This is a genomic window from Tumebacillus flagellatus, from assembly GCF_000714935.1.
GTDB lineage: Bacteria > Bacillota > Bacilli > Tumebacillales > Tumebacillaceae > Tumebacillus > Tumebacillus flagellatus.
This window is the reverse complement of the sequence record NZ_JMIR01000008.1, coordinates 15,116-31,322: the sequence shown is the minus strand read 5'-3', so window position 1 is coordinate 31,322 and position 16,207 is coordinate 15,116. Positions and strand designations below refer to the sequence as shown.

Sequence of the window (16,207 nt, the reverse complement as noted above, 5' to 3'; positions counted from 1 at the left end):
GAGTGCTAAGTCTAGATAAAATGTAGCAAAACCGAGTTGCCGTTGTCAACTTCCGGCGTTTCAAAAACGAAATTTAAGCAGACAAATTTGTTCACTTTTTTGTCACAAACCATTCCCTTCCGTCATATAAAATGTTAGAATATTGTCAAAAGGGGGACGATTCAGATGAAAAAGATCTTTGTGTTGTGGTTGACCTTGAGCTGTCTGTTCGCGCTGTGCAACGTTGTGGCCTTGTCAGGGCAAGTGGATTGGACGACGGCCTCCATACTCAAAGTCGGCGCTCCCTCGTTGCTCTATATGTTCCTTCCGGCCGTCGTCATCGGTCTTGTCTTAGAAGTCGTTCAACGACAAAAGAGTCAACAAGTATAAAAAACTTGGTCCGGCACTCGCCAGACCAAGTTTTTCTTTGTGTATCTGTAGTATCGGGTGGTTATCCTGCTTGTTCCGCGCCTGGCGCTGCTTCGTCTGCCGCATCGAGCAGCGTGCGGTCTTTGAGTTCGCAGAGCTGGCGGTAGTTGCAGTACATGCAGGAGCGCGGGTTGGCGGCTCCCTCGAAGTCGAGGCGGGAAAGCGGTTGGTTTTGCGCCGGATCGTGCAGGTAGGATTTCATCTCGGCGGTGGACGAGACGATCTTCTCCTCGACTTGCTCCAAGTTCGCTTCTGTGACGTACGTTTTGCGGCACTCGCCCGTCAACAGGTACTCCGTGCGAATCTCGATTTGCGAAAGCGGCACGCCGGCTTCGCGGTGCAGGTAGTACGCGTAGAGGTAGAGCTGTTCCTCGATGCTCTCGTCCTCTTGCCCCGTCTTCCAGTCGGAGATGATGTAGCGGTCGCCGATGCGGTACAGCACGTCGAGCTTGACGTAGACTTTCTCGCCGCGCACGTAGATCGTGTTCAGCTTCTCCATTTCCAAAATCTCAACGCGCGGGTCGGTGGTGATCTCGCGCATCGACTCGCTGTCGAGCAAGTTGGTCAAGCAGGTTTCCATGCGCTCCTTGATGATCTGGACGATGCGCTTGGGCAGTTGGTGGTAGTAGTACTGCTCCACCAACATCTTGCGCTTCTTGGGCGCGGCTTGCCATTGCTCGATGTCCTTGGACTCCAGCACCGCTTGGTTCATCATGTTGCGGATCTTCGTAAAAAGTTCACTGTACGAAAACAGGTGGTTCTTCGCCTGAAACTGCCGGATGTGCATGTCGGCCGCTTGGTGCAGCGCATCCCCGAAGACGAGGAACAAGTTCGCCATCTGCTTCAAGCGGTACGTCTCTTGCTGCTCGGGTGCTGCGTCGCGCAGCCAGCCGTTGTGCGAACCGTAATAATGGTAGTAATACCTCCGAGGGCACTCTTGAAACAGATGGTCCCGCGAATGCGACCAAGACCACTCGGGGTAGGGGGTAATCTGAAACATGGAAGCACAAACTCCTTTGTCTTACAAGCTCAAGTGCTTCCATTGTACTATATCAAAAAGCATCTGCGGCACATCGGCTGCAGATGCTTTCTTTTTTTCAGAATTACCACCAACGGCCGGTTCCCGACGCGTCGTCCGACTGCCGGTCTTTGCGGCAGTTCTCGCAGACGTTCAGCGTGTCCAGCGACATCTCCGTCCCCGTCCCCGTCTCCGGCTCGCCGTCGCTCTTGCCGCACAGTTCACAGACGTTGGCCATCCGACATCCTCCCCTCCACGACGCCGAATCCTTGGTCGATCAGCGCTTGTTTCAGATCTTGGTACGAGGCGGCGCGCTCGTCGTAGCGGAAATTGACTTCCGCCTTCTCGACGTGCAGGTTGACGTCTTGGATGCCCCAGACGCCGCGCAGGGTTTCATCGACCCGCTTGGCGTCGTCCTCGCCCTTCATTCCTTGCAGAATGAACTTTCCTGTCGCCATGCCCTCACCTTCCCTCTAGTGAACTCGGTTTTGCTCCAACCCGTCGCCCATGCCGCGCAGGAAATTCATCAGCACGCCGAGCGACGACTGCACGCCGGGTTCGCGCATCTGCTTGACCATGCCCCAGAGGCCGGGACGCTCGTTCCCTTCCGGCGCTTCCACCGCCCGGTCGATGCCTGTGGAGACGGCGCCGAGCATCGCGTTCAACTTGTTCGGGTCGACGCCGGCGAGAAACTGCAGCGCGCCCATGCCGTTTTTGATGATGTGTTGCGCGCCGGATTTGTTGAGTTGGTTGATGCCGATCCTGCTGATTTTGTGACGGTTTTTGAGAAATGCGTCTGCCGCTTCCAAAAAACCCCCTCGGTGCAGGTCGCCCAGCATCTCCATGAACAGGAGGAGCGCCTCTTTGTTCTTGGCGGCGCTGCTTAGAATTTCTTGGATGGCTTGTTCTCGCTCTTCCACTTCGTTGGGAACGGATGCCTCAATGTGTGTGATGGCTTTGGCCACTGAAATCACCTCCGTCGATCGCTTCCGGGATCGGGATGTAGTCGGAACGCTGCCACTTCGCCTCGACCCGCACCCCGATCTGCGGAGTCCGGTGCCCGAAGCGGTGGTTGTGCATCGGAAGCGGCTGCTCTCCGTTCTTCTCCAAGATTTCCATCTTGACGCTCATTTCCTTGTAGTTCGGCGTGTGCGTCACTTTGTCATGGTACGACGAGGTCAAGCGGTTGATCGCCGATTCCGCGTCGCGCGAGTTCATCGTCAAGTACAGTTCCTTGCCGCGCACCGTGTCGGTCACTTGCACGCGAACTTTGACATGCCCGTACGGCGAAGTCAAGCGCACCAGCGCGCCCGACTCGATGCCGCGCTCCCGGGCGAGTTCCGGCGAGACTTCCAGCCATTCGCGCGGCACTTTGTGCGTGATCCCCTGGGAGCGGTACGTCATGTTGCCTTCGTGGAAGTGCTCCAAGAGACGGCCGTTGTTCAAGTGCAAGTCGTACTCTTCGTTTGGCTTAAACATCGGCTCGTGCTCTTCCAGCGGATACAGACGCGCCCGGCCGTCCGGGAACGCAAAGCGCTCCGTGTAGAGCAACGGCGTGTCGGTGCCGTCCGCTTCGACCGGCCACACCAGCGAGTTCCAGTCCACCAGCCGCTCATAGGAGACCCCGGCAAAAATGTTCGCAAGCGTCGCCGCTTCCGCCATGATATCGCTTGGGTGCTCGTACTTCCAATTCGCGCCGAAGCGGTTGGCGACCAGTTGGATGATCTGCCAGTCCGGCTTGGAATCCCCGAGCGGCTTCAACGCTTGGTAGAAGCGTTGGATGCGGCGTTCGGTGTTGGTGAACGTGCCCTCTTTCTCCAAGCTCGGCGCGGCGGGAAGCACGACGTCGGCGTACCGGGCGGTGCGGGAGAAGAAGATGTCCTGCACGACGAAGAAGTCCAGTTTTTCAAACACGCTCTCGACGTGGTTCGAATTCGAATCGACGAGGCTCATCTCTTCGCCGAACAGATACAGCGCTTTGAGTTTGCCGTTGGTGACGCCCTCGATCATCTGGTGGTTGTTCAGACCCGGCTTCGGCGACAGCGTCACGCCCCACGCTTTTTCGTACTTGGCGCGGACTTTCTCGTCCTCGACCGATTCATAGCCCGGCATCCACGCCGGCATCGTGCCGAAGTCGCACGCGCCTTGGACGTTGTTGTGCCCGCGCAACGGGTACGCCCCGGCGTTCGGACGGCCGAAGTTGCCGGTAACCAGCAGCAGGTTGGCGATCGCCGTCGAGGTGTCCGTGCCCATCGAGTGCTGCGTAACCCCCATCGCCCAGAGGATGCAAACCCCGTCCGCTTCATGGATCATGGTGGCAATTTGGATGAGTTGTTCGCGGGTCATGCCCGTTTTTTCCACGGCGTAGTCGAGTGTGAACTTCTCCAGTGACGCCACGTATTGCTCAAACCCGTTGACGCGGGCGAGGATGAACTTCTCGTCGTGCCAGCCTTGGTCGAGGATGTACTTGGTTACCGCCGAGAGCCACACCAAGTCGGTGCCCGGCTTCGGGCGGATGAACAGGTCGGCGCGCTCGCCCAACTCGTGCTTGCGCAGGTCGATGACCATCAGCTTCTGTCCGCGCAATTTATGCGCGCGCTTGATGCGCGTCGCCAGCACCGGATGCGATTCCGCAGGGTTCGCGCCGATGACGATGACAAGTCCGGCGTTGGCGATGTCCTTGACCGTTCCGGCGTCGCCGCCGATGCCGACGGTGCGCATCAGGCCGGACGTGGCGGGCGATTGGCAGTAGCGCGAACAGTTGTCGATGTTGTTCGTGCCCATCACGGCGCGGGCGAATTTCTGGAAGATGAAGTTTTCCTCGTTGGAGCATTTCGAAGACGCGATGTACCCGATGGAGTCCGGGCCGTACGTGTCTTTGATCCCGCCGAGTTTTTCGTGGATCAAGTCGAGCGCTTCGTCCCACGTCGCTTCCACGAACTTGTCGCCCTTGCGGATCAACGGTTTCGTCAAGCGCTCTTCGGAGTTGATGAAGTCCCAGCCGAACTTGCCTTTGACACAGGTTGAGATCTGGTTGACCGGGGCCTCGTGCTGCGGCTCGATCTTGAGGATTTTGCGCCCCTTGGTCCAGACTTCAAACGAACAGCCGACGCCGCAGTATGTGCAGACGGTCTTGGTGCGCTTGATGCGGGAATCGCGCATCGCCGATTCGATCTCCGAGATGGCGAAGATCTCTTGGTAGCCCGGCTCCACCGCTTTGGTCAGGTCGATCATCGGGAGCAGGAGGTCGTTCGGAATGTTGGTCAAGTACCCCGCCTCGCCGAGCATCGTTTTCTCCATCAGGGCGTTGCACGGGCAGACGGTGACGCAGTGCCCGCACGACACGCAAGAGGATTGGTCGATCGGCGAGCCGCCGTCCCAGAGCACGCGCGGGTTCTCCATCGTCCAATCGATGGAGAGCGTTTCGTTGACTTGCAAGTCTTGGCACGCTTCCACGCAGCGCCCGCAGAGGATGCACTGATCCGGCTCATACCGGTAAAAAGGGTGCGTCGTATCCTGCGGGTAGGGTTTCGGTTTGAACTCGTACTTCTGGTGTTCCACTTGCAGATATTCGGCTGTGTTGTGCACGGTGCAGTTGCCGTTGTTGTTGTCGCACACCGTGCAGTACAGTTCGTGGTTTTTCAAAATGCGCTGCATCGCTTCCAATTGCGCCGCTTGCGCCCGCTCCGAGATCGAGTTGACGACGATGCCCGGCTCGCACTTGGTGATGCACGAGCGCTTCAATTCTCCGTCGACTTCCACCATGCAGGTGTCGCACGATTGGATCGCGCCAAGACTTGGGTGGTAGCACACGTGCGGGATGTAATACTCCTGCGCCTGCGCCGCTTCCAAGATGCTCTGCCCCGGCTCAAACGAAAACTCGCGATCGTTGATGCGCAGGGTCTGCTTCTGTTCTTCCATTGAAGTCACCACCTCGATTTGGCTTTATCTCCCACCAGTATCCGCCCAAAACAAAAAAACCATCCGTGAACGGATGGCTTTTTGTCGAGAGGTTTACTGTTTCGCTTCGACGCCGCGCAAGTATGCCAGATAGTAGATCCCGGCGACCATGACGGCTCCCCCGACGGCGTTACCGAGGAACACCGGCACGAAATTTCCGAAATATTGCCCCCATGTCGCTTGCCCGGCGAAGATCGCGGCGGGGATTACGAACATGTTGGCCACGACGTGCTGGAACCCGATGGCGACAAACCCCATGATCGGGAACCAGATGCCGAGAATTTTGCCGCCGACGGTCTCCGAGCTGTAGGCAAGCCAGACAGCCATCGCGACCATCCAGTTGCAACCGATGGCCGACACGAACGACTGGCCGAAACTCTCATCGAGTTTCGCGTGCGCTACCGCCGCCGTTTTGGTCAAAAAAGCACCTGTCTCCGTCAAGCCGACGACGTGTCCGAAAAAATAAGCCACAAACAGCGCGCCGATAAAGTTCATCACGGTGATCCACACCCAATTGGCGATCACCTGCCCAAACGTGATTCGGCGGGCAAACCAAGCGATCGGCACCGCCATCATGTTTCCGGTGATCAGCTCTCCGCCGCCGATAATGATCAAAATCAATCCGAGCGGAAAGACCGCCGCCCCCAAGAAGCTGGCGAACGATCCCCATTCCTTCGGAAGACTGGCAATGACACGGATGTCAAGCAAAAAACCGAGGGCGATAAACGCTCCGCCCAAGAAACCAAGGACGACCAAGCTGAGTGGAGGAAGTTTCGCTTTGCGTTCTCCGGCTGCGACAGCGAGTTCTGCGATTTGTTGCGGTGTATGATAGTTCGACATGGGCTACCTCCAACTCAAGTTTTGATTAGCATGTGCGAGACTGCTAGATTTTTTCCCCGAAACCCTTTAGGAAACCGATGGCAAGGGAAAGCGCGCGGTTGACGGCGGGGTCGCGCAGGGCTTTGACCAGTTCGAAGATGCCGATTTTTTCGTCCTTCTCCAACACGTCCGCCGCCCGCTCCATGCCGTTCACGACGCCGCTCATCACTTTTTTCGTCGCGTCGGTGTTCAGTTGGCCGATCGCGCCGGCGACTTCCATCACGTTGTTGATCGTGTTGGTCATCGCCGGTTTTTGCAACTGACTTACGGCGATCTTGGCGACTTGCTCGCGGGATTGCAGCAGCGCCGTCACCAGTTCCAGCGCGCCGCTGTCATGAAGCTCGCGCACCAGCTGGAGGCTTTGCTGCACGGCCGCTTGGTTTTCCGTCAAGGACTGCGCCAGCTCGTGCATCGATTGTTGTTGACGCTCTTCGGGCGTCGGTTCGTGTTTGCGGACGATTCGAATGGGTTTGGCCATGCGTTACACCTCCGAGAGTTCCTGGTTGAGAAGTTGCTTTTGCAGTTCCTGTGTCGCCTCGTCGAGCGGGCGGTAGTCAGAGCGCTTCCACTTGCGGTGCACTTCCACGCCCTGTTGCGGATTGCGCTTGCCAAACCGCGAGTTGACGCGGGGCAGCGGACTTTGCCCGCGCGGGATGAGCACTTGCATGCGCACATACGTCTGTTTGTACGCCGGCGTGTTCGTGCGCAGATCGTGACCCGCGCCCGTCAGCAAGTTGACGGCGGTCTCGTCGCTCACGGAATTCATCGGCAAGTACAGCTCTTTGCCGCGCACGCGATCGGTGATCAAGACGCGCAGACGCACCGCGCCGTACGCCGATTCCAAACGCACGGTCGCGCCGTCCTCGATGCCGCGCTCCGCCGCCAATTCGGGCGACACTTCGAGGAACGTGTCCGGCACTTTGTGCTGAATCCCCGTCGACTTGTTGGTGAGGTTCCCTTCGTGGAAATGCTCCAAGAGGCGTCCGTTGTTGAGCAGCAAGTCGTACTCCTCCGTGGCGGTCAGCGGCGCCACATAATTCAGCGGCGCGAGCACCGCTTTGCCGTCCGGCTTGGCAAAACCGTCCGTGTAGAGCAGCGGCGTGTCGGTGCCGTCAGCCGTCACCGGCCAGAGCAAACTCTTGAAGCCTTCCAAGCGCTCGTAGGACACTCCGGCAAAAATCGGTGCCAGGGACGCCACTTCGTCCATGATCTCGGACGGGTGCTCGTAGTTCCAGTTCGCACCGAGCGCGTTGGCGACCCCCTGGATGATCTGCCAGTCCGGGCGGGAGTCGCCGAGCGGCTTCATCACTTGGTACAAGCGCTGGATGCGTCGTTCGGTGTTCGTGAACGTGCCTTCCTTCTCCAAGCTCGGGCAGGCGGGCAAGATCACGTCCGCATATTGCGCCGTACGGGTCAAAAAGAGGTCCTGCACCACGAAAAATTCCAATTTTTCCAACGCCGCTTGCACATGGTTGGCGTTCGCGTCGACCCACGCCATGTCCTCGCCCATCAGGTACATGCCTCTGAGCGTTCCGTTGTGCATCGCTTCGACCATCTGGATGTTGTCTTTGCCGCGCGTGCTCGGCAACTCCGTGCCCCACGCCTTCGCGAATTTCTCGCGGACGGGTTCATCCGACCAGAATTGATAGCCCGGCATCCAGACCGGCAGCGTCCCGAAGTCGCACGCGCCTTGGACGTTGTTGTGCCCGCGCAGCGGGTACGCCCCGGCACCCGGACGTCCGTAGTTGCCGGTGATGAGCAGCAGATCGGAAATCACCGCCGACGTCTCGCTGCCGCCGCAGTTTTGCGTGACGCCCATCGCCCAGGCGATGCAGGTGCCGTCCGCGTCGCGGATCATCTCCGCGATCCGGATCATCTGCTCTTGCGAAAGTCCGGTGATCTCCGACGCCGTCGCCAAGTCATACGGCGCAAGCGACGCGCAGAACTCCTCGAAGCCGTTCACTTTCGCCGCCAAAAACTCGCGGTCCTGCCAGCCTTGGTCGACGATGTACTTGGCGACTGCGGAGAGCCAGATCGCGTCGGTGCCTTGCTTCGGGCGGATGAACAGGTTGGCGCGCTCCGCCATTTCGTTTTTGCGCAGGTCGGCGACGATCAGCTTTTGCCCGTGCAGCTTCTGGGCGCGTTTGATGCGGGTGGCGAACACAGGATGCGCTTCCGCAGGGTTCGCTCCGACGATGATCACAAGCCCGGCGGTCGCAAGGTCGTGGATCGACCCGGCGTCGCCGCCCAAGCCCACGGTGCGCATCAAGCCGTCCGTCGCGGGCGACTGGCAGTAGCGGGAGCAGTTGTCGACGTTGTTCGTGCCGATGACGGCGCGGGCGAGTTTTTGCATGAGGAAGTTTTCTTCGTTGGTGACTTTCGACGAGGAGATGAACCCGAGCGCGTCGGCGCCGTGTTGGTTTTTGATCTCGCCGAGGCGTCGTCCGATCAAGTCGAACGCTTCCTCCCACGTCGCTTCCACGAACTCGTCGCCCTTGCGGATCAACGGCGTGGTCAAGCGCTCTTCGGAGTTGATGAAGTCCCAGCCGAACTTGCCTTTGACGCAGGTGGAGATGCCGTTGACCGGCGCGTCCGGGGTCGGTTGCACTTTGAGAATCTTGCGGCCCTTGGTCCACACGTCAAACGTGCAGCCGACACCGCAGAACGTGCAGACCGTTTTGGTTTTTTTCGTGCGGGTGTCGCGCAGCGCGGACTCCACTTCCGACACGGCAAAAATTCCGCTGTACCCCGGCTCCACTTCCTTGACGATGTCGATCATCGGCAAGAGCAAGTCCTGCGAGATGCCGGACATGAACCCCGCCTCGCCGAGCATCGACTTCTCCATCAGCGCGTTGCACGGGCAGACCGTCACGCAATGCCCGCAGGAGACGCACGACGATTCGTTGATCGCCACATCTCCGTCCCAGACGACGCGCGGGCGGTCGCGTTCCCAGTCGATGGAGAGCGTTTCGTTGACTTGCAGGTCTTGGCAGGCTTCCACGCACTGCCCGCAGAGGATGCACTGGTCCGGGTCGTAGCGGTAGAACGGATGCGACAGGTCCACTTCGTAGGGTTTCGGCTTGTATTCGTACGTCTGGTGCTCAATTTGCAACAGTTCCGCCGTGTTATGGACGCGGCAATCGCCGTTGTTGTTGTCACAGACGGTGCAGTAGAGCATATGGTTTTCCAAGATGCGGTTCATCGCTTCGGTCTGCGCGGCTTGAGCGCGTGCCGACAGCCGCTCTATGTTCATCCCCGGCTCAACCTGTGTGGCGCAGGCGCGCAAGATGCGGCCGTCCACTTCGCACATGCAGGTGTCGCACGTCTGAATCGGCCCGAGGTCGGGCTGGTAGCAGATGTGCGGATGTTCCAGTTCTTGTTGCAAAAACACTTGGAGCAGGGTCTTCCCGGTCTCGACTTCAACTTCCCGCCCGTCGATCCGTATCGTACAGGTCTCCATGCTTCGTTCCCCCCCGATGTCTTCTCACGATGTGCACAAACATGCACAAATAAAAAACTCCATTACAAATCAGCCTCTTCATCCTGTTGCGTGAATGAGTGCTGGTTCATAATGGAGTAGCAGCAAGCACCTTCGTACCTGCGAAACCAATCCTGGTTGTGTTGGGTTGCGTTTGTTTTTTTATTATAGGCACGGCTCGGCCTAGCTGTCCAGACCCAATGGGCGGTCAAACACAAAAACGGTCATCGCCGTGTCGAGATCGACGTTGAAATCATTGAACAGCGTGACAAACTTGGCGTTGACGACCCCTTCCAGCGCAGCGACGACGTGCTGCTCTTCGTAGATTTTTTTGATAAACGCCGTACGGGTTTGGTGGATCATCCGCTTGCCTTCTTCCGATTGGCCCATGAATTTTTCCAAGTTGGTCATGTTGCCTTTCATTTCGGAGATCGCCCAAGGGCCGACGAAGCGGGTGATGATCTCTTCCGGGCCTTTGCCGGTGTGTTTTTTGCGAATTTCGCGGACGACGTTGGAGAATTCGTGCGCGATGCGGGATGTGCTCATCCGTCTCACCTGCCTTTGACATTTTCGTGGTGCGGAGTAAAATAGTGGGCAATCCATTCTGTGAAGAAAGTGGTGAGTCCTCTGTTGCCGATTTCAACAACACGTACCGTCCTCTCGTACCGCAAGGGCGAACTCCAAGAGGTGCAAGACATCGTCGTCACCGAGTTTCCCGTGACGATCTTCCTCAACGACGAGGAGTTTGCGACGGTGGTCTGCACGCCGGAATACATGGAGGACATGGTGGTCGGGTTTTTACATTCGGAAGGCGTGCTGCGGTCGTATGAAGACATTCGCAGCGTCACCGTCGATGAATCGCAAGGGTTTGTCTATGTGGAGACAGACAAACTGGTGAAGTTGAACACTCGACTGTACAACAAGCGCTACATCACGTCCTGCTGCGGAAAGAGCCGCCAGAGCTTCTACTTTTTCAACGATGCGCGGACGGTCAAGACGATGAAGGAGCAGAACGTCACGCTCACGGTGGACGACTGCTTCCGGTTGATGAGCGAGATGCAAGCGGGTGCCGGACTGTTTCAAGAGACGGGCGGCGTGCACAATGCCGCGCTTTGCGACCGAAACGGCGTGCTGTTGGCGCGCACCGACATCGGGCGGCACAACGCGCTGGACAAGCTCTACGGGCATTGCTTGAAAAACGGCATCTCCGTCGCCGATAAGATCGTGGTGTTCTCCGGGCGTATTTCCTCGGAAATACTGCTGAAAGTCGCCAAGATCGGCTGTGAAGTCGTGCTCTCGAAGTCGGCACCCACGGAGTTGGCGTTGGAGATGGCGGACGAGTTGGGCATTACGGCGGTTGGGTTTATCCGCCATGAAACGTTGAACGTGTACACACATCCGGAACGCATACAAAACTCCCGTTCGTGAAACGGGAGTTTTTTATAGTGCGGTCGGCAAACGCAGGGCGGTGACGAGGTCGCCGTCCGAGACGCCGCCGCCGGGCGGGATGACGATCAGGCAGTCGGATTCCTTGATCGAAACGGTGACGCTGGAGCGATCTTGGCCTGCGGGTTCCACGTAGATCATGCCGTCCGCGAACGTTGTCTTGGCGCGCAGGTAGCGGGCGTAGATGTTCGCTTTCGGGTAGTCGCCGCGCAGTCGTGCGGTGAACGGAGCGGGCAAGACGTTGCGGCGGGCTTGCAGGGCGTGGAGCACGGGGCGCACGAACAGTTCAAACCCGACGAAGCACGCGCCGGGATTGCCGGAGAGCGCGCATAAAAAAACGCCCTGACGCACAGCCGCGCTGGTGACGCTGCCGGGTCGCATCTCGACTTTTTGGAACAGCAGGTTTCCGTCCCACGTGTCGAGGAGGTCCGCCATGATGTCAAAGTCGCCGACGGAGACGCCGCCGGACGTGAGCACGACGTCGGCGCGGGTCATCCAGTCGCGGACGATCGTGCGGGCTTGGTCCACGTCGTCCGGTACGGATTGGAGCGCCATGACTTCCGCTCCCGCCGATTCGACGAGGGCGGCGAGCATGACGCGGTTGCTGTTGCGAATCTTGCCCGGTTGGAGCGGGTCTTCCACGGCGAGCAGTTCCGAGCCGGTGGTCAAGATCGCCACGCGCGGGCGTCGGACGACCGGGACGGTGGAGAAACCGAACGTCGCAAGCAGTGCCGCCTCGCCCGCTTGGATGGTGCGGCCGCGCTCCAAGAGCAACTCGCCCTCCGACATTTCTTCGCCGATTTGGGAAACGTTGCGGCCCAAGGGGACTTCCTTGAAGATAAAAGCGTAGGTTTCTTGCACATGATTCACGTTGCTCGTAGCATTCATGCTAGTAGCGTTCGTGCTCGTTGCGTTTGTGCTCGTTGCGTTCGTGTTCATTGCGTTTGTGCTCGTTGCGTTTACGGGAACGGTATCGCCTGTATCATTTTTTTCGACCACACGCTCTTCCGTCATTTCAAACATGACCACGGTATCTGCGCCATCGGGAAGCATCGCCCCGGTCATGATGCGGGCGGCTTCTCCGGGGCCGATGGGCAGCGCGGGAACCGCGCCGCAGGGAATCAGTTGGTTGACCCGCAGGACGGCGGGTTGCTCCGGCGTGGCTCCCTGAATGTCGGCGGCCCTCACGGCATAGCCGTCCATGCCGGACTTCACAAAGTGCGGCACCGGATGCGTCGCCCGCACATCCTCCGCCAGCGTACGCCCAAAGCTTTGCAGAAGCGGCACGCGCTCCGCTTCCAATTCCTTCACATGGCGCAACAACAACTTCTGTGCCGTCGCCACCTCAACTGTCGGTCGATTGAACTTCATGATGCCGTCATCCGCCTATATAAGACATTTCAATTTTGTTGCGCGCCGCTTGCGTGCCTTCCATCCGCTCTTCCGAATAGCGGTCGCCGCGCGCGTTCCAAATTTCCGATATCCTCGCCGCCAAGTCCGCTTCCGTCAAGCTGTCTCCGCCGGTTCGCATGAAATCGCGCAAATCATGTCCGCTGCCCGCAAACAGACACGTATAAAACTGCCCGTTTGCCGACAACCGCGCCCGCGTGCACGTCGAGCAAAACGCTTCCGTCACCGAGGAGATAATCCCGATCTCCTCCTCACTCCCGATGTAACGAAACCGTTTCGCCACCTCGCCAAACTCCAGCGGTGCGACGGGCTCCAGCGGCATCTCCGCATGTATCCGCTCAAAAATCTCCCGCTTCGAGATCACCTGATCCAACTTCCACCCGTTCGAATTGCCCACGTCCATAAACTCGATAAACCGCACCGTATGCCCCGTCCCGCGAAAGTGACGCGCCATCGGCAGGATGTCGTCTTCATTGACGCCCTTCTGCACCACCGTGTTGATTTTCACTTTCAACCCGGCGCGTGCCGCCGCTTCGATGCCGTCGAGCACCGCCCGCACAGAGATCCCCCGTCCGTTCATCTGCCCGAACCGCGCGTCCTCAAGCGAGTCCAGCGAGATCGTAATCCGCTTCAACCCCGCCTCCCGCAACGCGTCCGCATATTTCGGCACCAAAATCCCGTTCGTCGTCAGCGCCACGTCCTCAATTCCGGGAATCTCGTGCAAGCGGGCGATCAACTCCGGCAAGTTCGGGCGCAAGAGCGGTTCGCCGCCGGTCACGCGCAACTTCCGCACGCCAAGCCCGGCAAACACCCGCGACAGTCGCACGATCTCGTCAAAGTCCAACAGTTCCTCCCGCGCCAGAAACGGGTAGTCGTTCCCAAACACGTCCGGCGGCATGCAATACCGGCAGCGCAAGTTGCAGCGGTCGGTCACGGAAATCCGAAGGTCGCGCAAGGGTCGATTCAATTTGTCGGCAATCATCAGCGCACCTCGCTTTTGTTGTTATGAAGTATAGCCCCATCTTCCCTAGAAAAAAACTCCACCAAAAACAATCCCCGCCGGAGTTCCCTCCGTTGGAATTTGATTTTGGTGGAGTAGCTTCCAGCACATCACGGTACTTTCAACCAATCCAATGGGTTATTCGTCACCCAAAAACGCCGCGTACACTTCGTTCGCCAGGAAGATCCCCTCCGGCGTCAAGCGCACGCCGACGTCGTCGACGGTGAGCAACCCTCGTTCTCGATACTTGGCAATCGGACCTGCGAACACGTCCAGCATCTCGGTGCCGTGCTTCTCCCGAAACCGTGCAAACGTCACGCCTTCGAGCAGGCGCAGACCGAGGATCATCGTGTCTTCGCGCTGCATGACTTCGGTGATCTCTTCCGTGTCCACCACCGGACGCTTGCCGCCGACGGTGGTCTCGATGTACTGCGGCACGTCCTTCTGGTTGATGTAGCGAACGCCCCCTACATAGCCGTGCGCGCCGGAGCCCGCCGCCAGATAAGGTTCATTGCGCCAATACACTTGGTTGTGCCGCGAACGGTGTCCCGGTTTCGCGTAGTTCGAGATCTCGTACATCTCGTACCCGTTGCTTCGGAACGTGTCCATCACGAGTTGGTACATCTGCACTTCGTCTTCTTCCGGGGGGAGGATCAACTTGCCGCGCTCGTACCACGTGTAAAACGGCGTGCCTTCTTCCACTTTCAGCGAGTACGCCGACACATGCTCCGGCCCGAGTTCGATCAACGCTTTCAGCGTGCTTTGCAGCGTCTCGACCGTCTGCCCCGGCAACCCGAACATCAAGTCCAAGTTGATCGAGTCAAATCCAGCTTGACGCGCCAGTTCCCACGAGCGGTATACCGCGTCGCGGTCGTGCAGGCGTCCGAGCTTGACGAGCAAGTCGTTGTCAAAACTCTGCACGCCGAAGCTCAAGCGGTTGACCCCGCCGTCCTTCAACACGTGCAGCTTGTCCAAATCGACCGTGCCCGGATTGGACTCAACGGAGATCTCCACCCCGTCCGCCATGCGGAAGTGGCGATGCAGCATCTGCATCATCCGCTCACTTTGCCGCGCATCAAAAATCGTCGGAGTCCCGCCGCCAAAAAACACCGTCTGCAGCGGCTCGTGTTGATACGACGCCGCCACAAGTTCCAATTCTCGATCCAAGCCGTCCAAGTAGCGGTCCATCACATCAGACGTCGAGACATAGGAGTTGAAATCACAGTAGTAGCACTTCGACGCGCAGAACGGGATGTGAACGTACAACGACGAAACTTGTTTGTTCACCAGCGTCACACCACCATGCGGATCGACTCGATCGGCGATTCGATCTGGAAGCCGAGGCGCGGGTTGTTGATGTTCTCGCCGACCTTCAAGAGGTGCGCCCGCTCTTGGTAGTAAGCGATCAGCTTGTCCACTTCCGCTTGATCGACTCCTTCCACGCGCTCCAAGATATGATATTGCACGACTTCCGGCGGCACTTGCATCGCCGGGCGCGGGGTACGCTCGCCGTTTTCGTGAATCAGCATCGTCTCTTGCCACGGCAGACGGCTCGCTTGGTCGAGGTAGCCGATGATGTCCGGGCAGACCGGCGCTTGCAGCGTCCAGCCCAGCGAGAACGCAAACAAAGTCACGTTCGGGTTATGCGACATGTGCTCCGCCACCACGCGCACTTCATCCGACCACGACGTGAACAGGAAGCCTTTATTCGTGGTGTTTAGCTCTTCGCGCGGCACGAGCGGGATGCCGGTCATCTCCGAGAAAGCGAATGCGATCGGTGCCACGTCCATGCTCGCCGGGATGATGTAATCGTACTGCGGGAAGCCGGGCACTTCTTCGATCAGGCGCTTGAGCGTCACGAGAATCGTCGCCACGTTCAGCCAGCCGTAGTTGATGAACACGAACCGGCCGTTGAGGTTTTCGTTCGCTTCGCCGAGATCCTCGTCCGACGTGCGCAACAGCGGCGTGCCGTACTGCACGAAATGCCAGTCGCGCAGGTCTTTCGGCGGGAACGCTTCATAGCGGGTGACCATGTCGCGCAAGATGTTCAGCATCACCGGCTCTTGGTTATGCTTGGCGTACTCCGATTCCATATAGGGGAACAGTGCCTTCGCGCCCTCCACGTCGCGCGAAAGCAACGAGGTGTAAGCGACGTAGAACGCCGTGTTCGGGCTCGGGGAGTATTCATACGCCGTTTTGAAATGCTCCAGCGCGTCTTCCATGCGGAATTCCTTCAGCAGCGCATACGCCAATTCAAACGTCGCGTTCGCCGCCATCGGCACCAGTTCGATCGTCTTGCGCAGCGGGTTGATCGCCGAGCCGAACAGGTTGTCTTTGAGCAGGGCTTGGGCGACGGCGTAGTACGCTTCCGGGTCGTCCGGGTTCATCGCCACTTTTTCAAACAGCTCCGCCGCCGGCACGCGGTCGAGCATGCGCAGGACGAACGCATAGCGTTGGTAGACGCGGATGTCGAACACTTCCAGCTTGAGGCAGGTGTTCAGCACTTCCTGTGCACGGTCGTACAAGTCTTCGGCCATGCAGTCTTCTATATGTTGCAACATCTGTTGAAGTTGCTCTCTTTGCTTTTCTTCCTTGGACACCAACGTAA

Annotated in this window: 15 protein-coding genes; 2 read left to right on the top strand and 13 right to left on the bottom strand. The window is 58.6% G+C overall.

Annotation, left to right across the window (positions count from 1 at the left end; translation table 11 throughout):
• The first annotated feature begins 165 nt into the window (after positions 1–165).
• A complete protein-coding gene (locus tag EL26_RS07285) occupies positions 166–369 on the top strand; it encodes a hypothetical protein (protein ID WP_038086184.1) in 204 nt (67 codons plus the stop codon).
• Between the two features lie 61 nt (positions 370–430).
• Here the strand turns inward: EL26_RS07285 and EL26_RS07280 are convergent, their stop codons facing one another.
• The 9 genes from EL26_RS07280 to EL26_RS07245 form a co-directional block, all read right to left on the bottom strand.
• Positions 431–1,408, bottom strand: coding sequence for a PD-(D/E)XK nuclease family protein (locus EL26_RS07280; protein ID WP_052036105.1), 978 nt, complete (start codon positions 1,406–1,408; stop codon positions 431–433).
• A gap of 103 nt (positions 1,409–1,511) precedes the next feature.
• Positions 1,512–1,664, bottom strand: coding sequence for a hypothetical protein (locus tag EL26_RS25390; protein WP_161780678.1), 153 nt, complete (start codon positions 1,662–1,664; stop codon positions 1,512–1,514).
• On the bottom strand, positions 1,648–1,884 hold the full coding sequence (locus EL26_RS07275; RefSeq protein ID WP_038086182.1) for a heavy-metal-associated domain-containing protein: 237 nt from the start codon (positions 1,882–1,884) through the stop codon (positions 1,648–1,650). The genes EL26_RS25390 and EL26_RS07275 overlap by 17 nt, the downstream gene beginning before the upstream one ends.
• A 15-nt stretch (positions 1,885–1,899) precedes the next feature.
• A complete protein-coding gene (locus tag EL26_RS07270) occupies positions 1,900–2,391 on the bottom strand; it encodes a helical membrane plugin domain-containing protein (RefSeq protein WP_038086180.1) in 492 nt (163 codons plus the stop codon).
• The gene (gene fdhF / locus EL26_RS07265; protein WP_038086178.1) at positions 2,366–5,347 is read right to left on the bottom strand and encodes a formate dehydrogenase subunit alpha; all 2,982 of its coding nucleotides are present in this window, start codon (positions 5,345–5,347) and stop codon (positions 2,366–2,368) included. The genes EL26_RS07270 and fdhF (EL26_RS07265) overlap by 26 nt, the downstream gene beginning before the upstream one ends.
• 93 nt (positions 5,348–5,440) lie before the next feature.
• On the bottom strand, positions 5,441–6,226 hold the full coding sequence (locus EL26_RS07260; protein ID WP_038086176.1) for a formate/nitrite transporter family protein: 786 nt from the start codon (positions 6,224–6,226) through the stop codon (positions 5,441–5,443).
• A 43-nt stretch (positions 6,227–6,269) separates the two neighbouring features.
• On the bottom strand, positions 6,270–6,743 hold the full coding sequence (locus EL26_RS07255; RefSeq protein WP_038086175.1) for a helical membrane plugin domain-containing protein: 474 nt from the start codon (positions 6,741–6,743) through the stop codon (positions 6,270–6,272).
• A 3-nt stretch (positions 6,744–6,746) separates the two neighbouring features.
• Positions 6,747–9,725 (bottom strand): formate dehydrogenase subunit alpha, encoded by a 2,979-nt coding sequence (gene fdhF / locus EL26_RS07250; protein WP_038086173.1) that lies wholly within the window; start codon positions 9,723–9,725, stop codon positions 6,747–6,749.
• A gap of 201 nt (positions 9,726–9,926) precedes the next feature.
• Entirely contained in the window at positions 9,927–10,289 is a 363-nt protein-coding gene (locus EL26_RS07245) for a Na-translocating system protein MpsC family protein (protein WP_038086171.1), read from the bottom strand.
• 81 nt (positions 10,290–10,370) lie between these two features.
• Between EL26_RS07245 and fdhD the strand changes: the two genes are divergently transcribed.
• The gene (gene fdhD / locus EL26_RS07240; RefSeq protein WP_038086357.1) at positions 10,371–11,171 is read left to right on the top strand and encodes a formate dehydrogenase accessory sulfurtransferase FdhD; all 801 of its coding nucleotides are present in this window, start codon (positions 10,371–10,373) and stop codon (positions 11,169–11,171) included.
• Positions 11,172–11,183: 12 nt separating this feature from the next.
• Here fdhD and EL26_RS07235 read toward each other — a convergent pair whose 3' ends face one another.
• From EL26_RS07235 to EL26_RS07220, 4 genes are all read right to left on the bottom strand, one after another.
• A complete protein-coding gene (locus EL26_RS07235) occupies positions 11,184–12,560 on the bottom strand; it encodes a molybdopterin molybdotransferase MoeA (protein ID WP_038086169.1) in 1,377 nt (458 codons plus the stop codon).
• Positions 12,561–12,567: 7 nt separating this feature from the next.
• The gene (gene moaA, locus EL26_RS07230; protein WP_038086167.1) at positions 12,568–13,581 is read right to left on the bottom strand and encodes a GTP 3',8-cyclase MoaA; all 1,014 of its coding nucleotides are present in this window, start codon (positions 13,579–13,581) and stop codon (positions 12,568–12,570) included.
• A 156-nt stretch (positions 13,582–13,737) separates the two neighbouring features.
• Entirely contained in the window at positions 13,738–14,886 is a 1,149-nt protein-coding gene (gene hemW, locus EL26_RS07225; RefSeq protein ID WP_052036123.1) for a radical SAM family heme chaperone HemW, read from the bottom strand.
• 5 nt (positions 14,887–14,891) lie between these two features.
• Positions 14,892–16,199: a tetratricopeptide repeat protein gene (locus EL26_RS07220; protein ID WP_152559195.1), complete on the bottom strand. Its 1,308-nt coding sequence runs from the start codon at positions 16,197–16,199 to the stop codon at positions 14,892–14,894.
• Between the last annotated feature and the right edge of the window lie 8 nt (positions 16,200–16,207).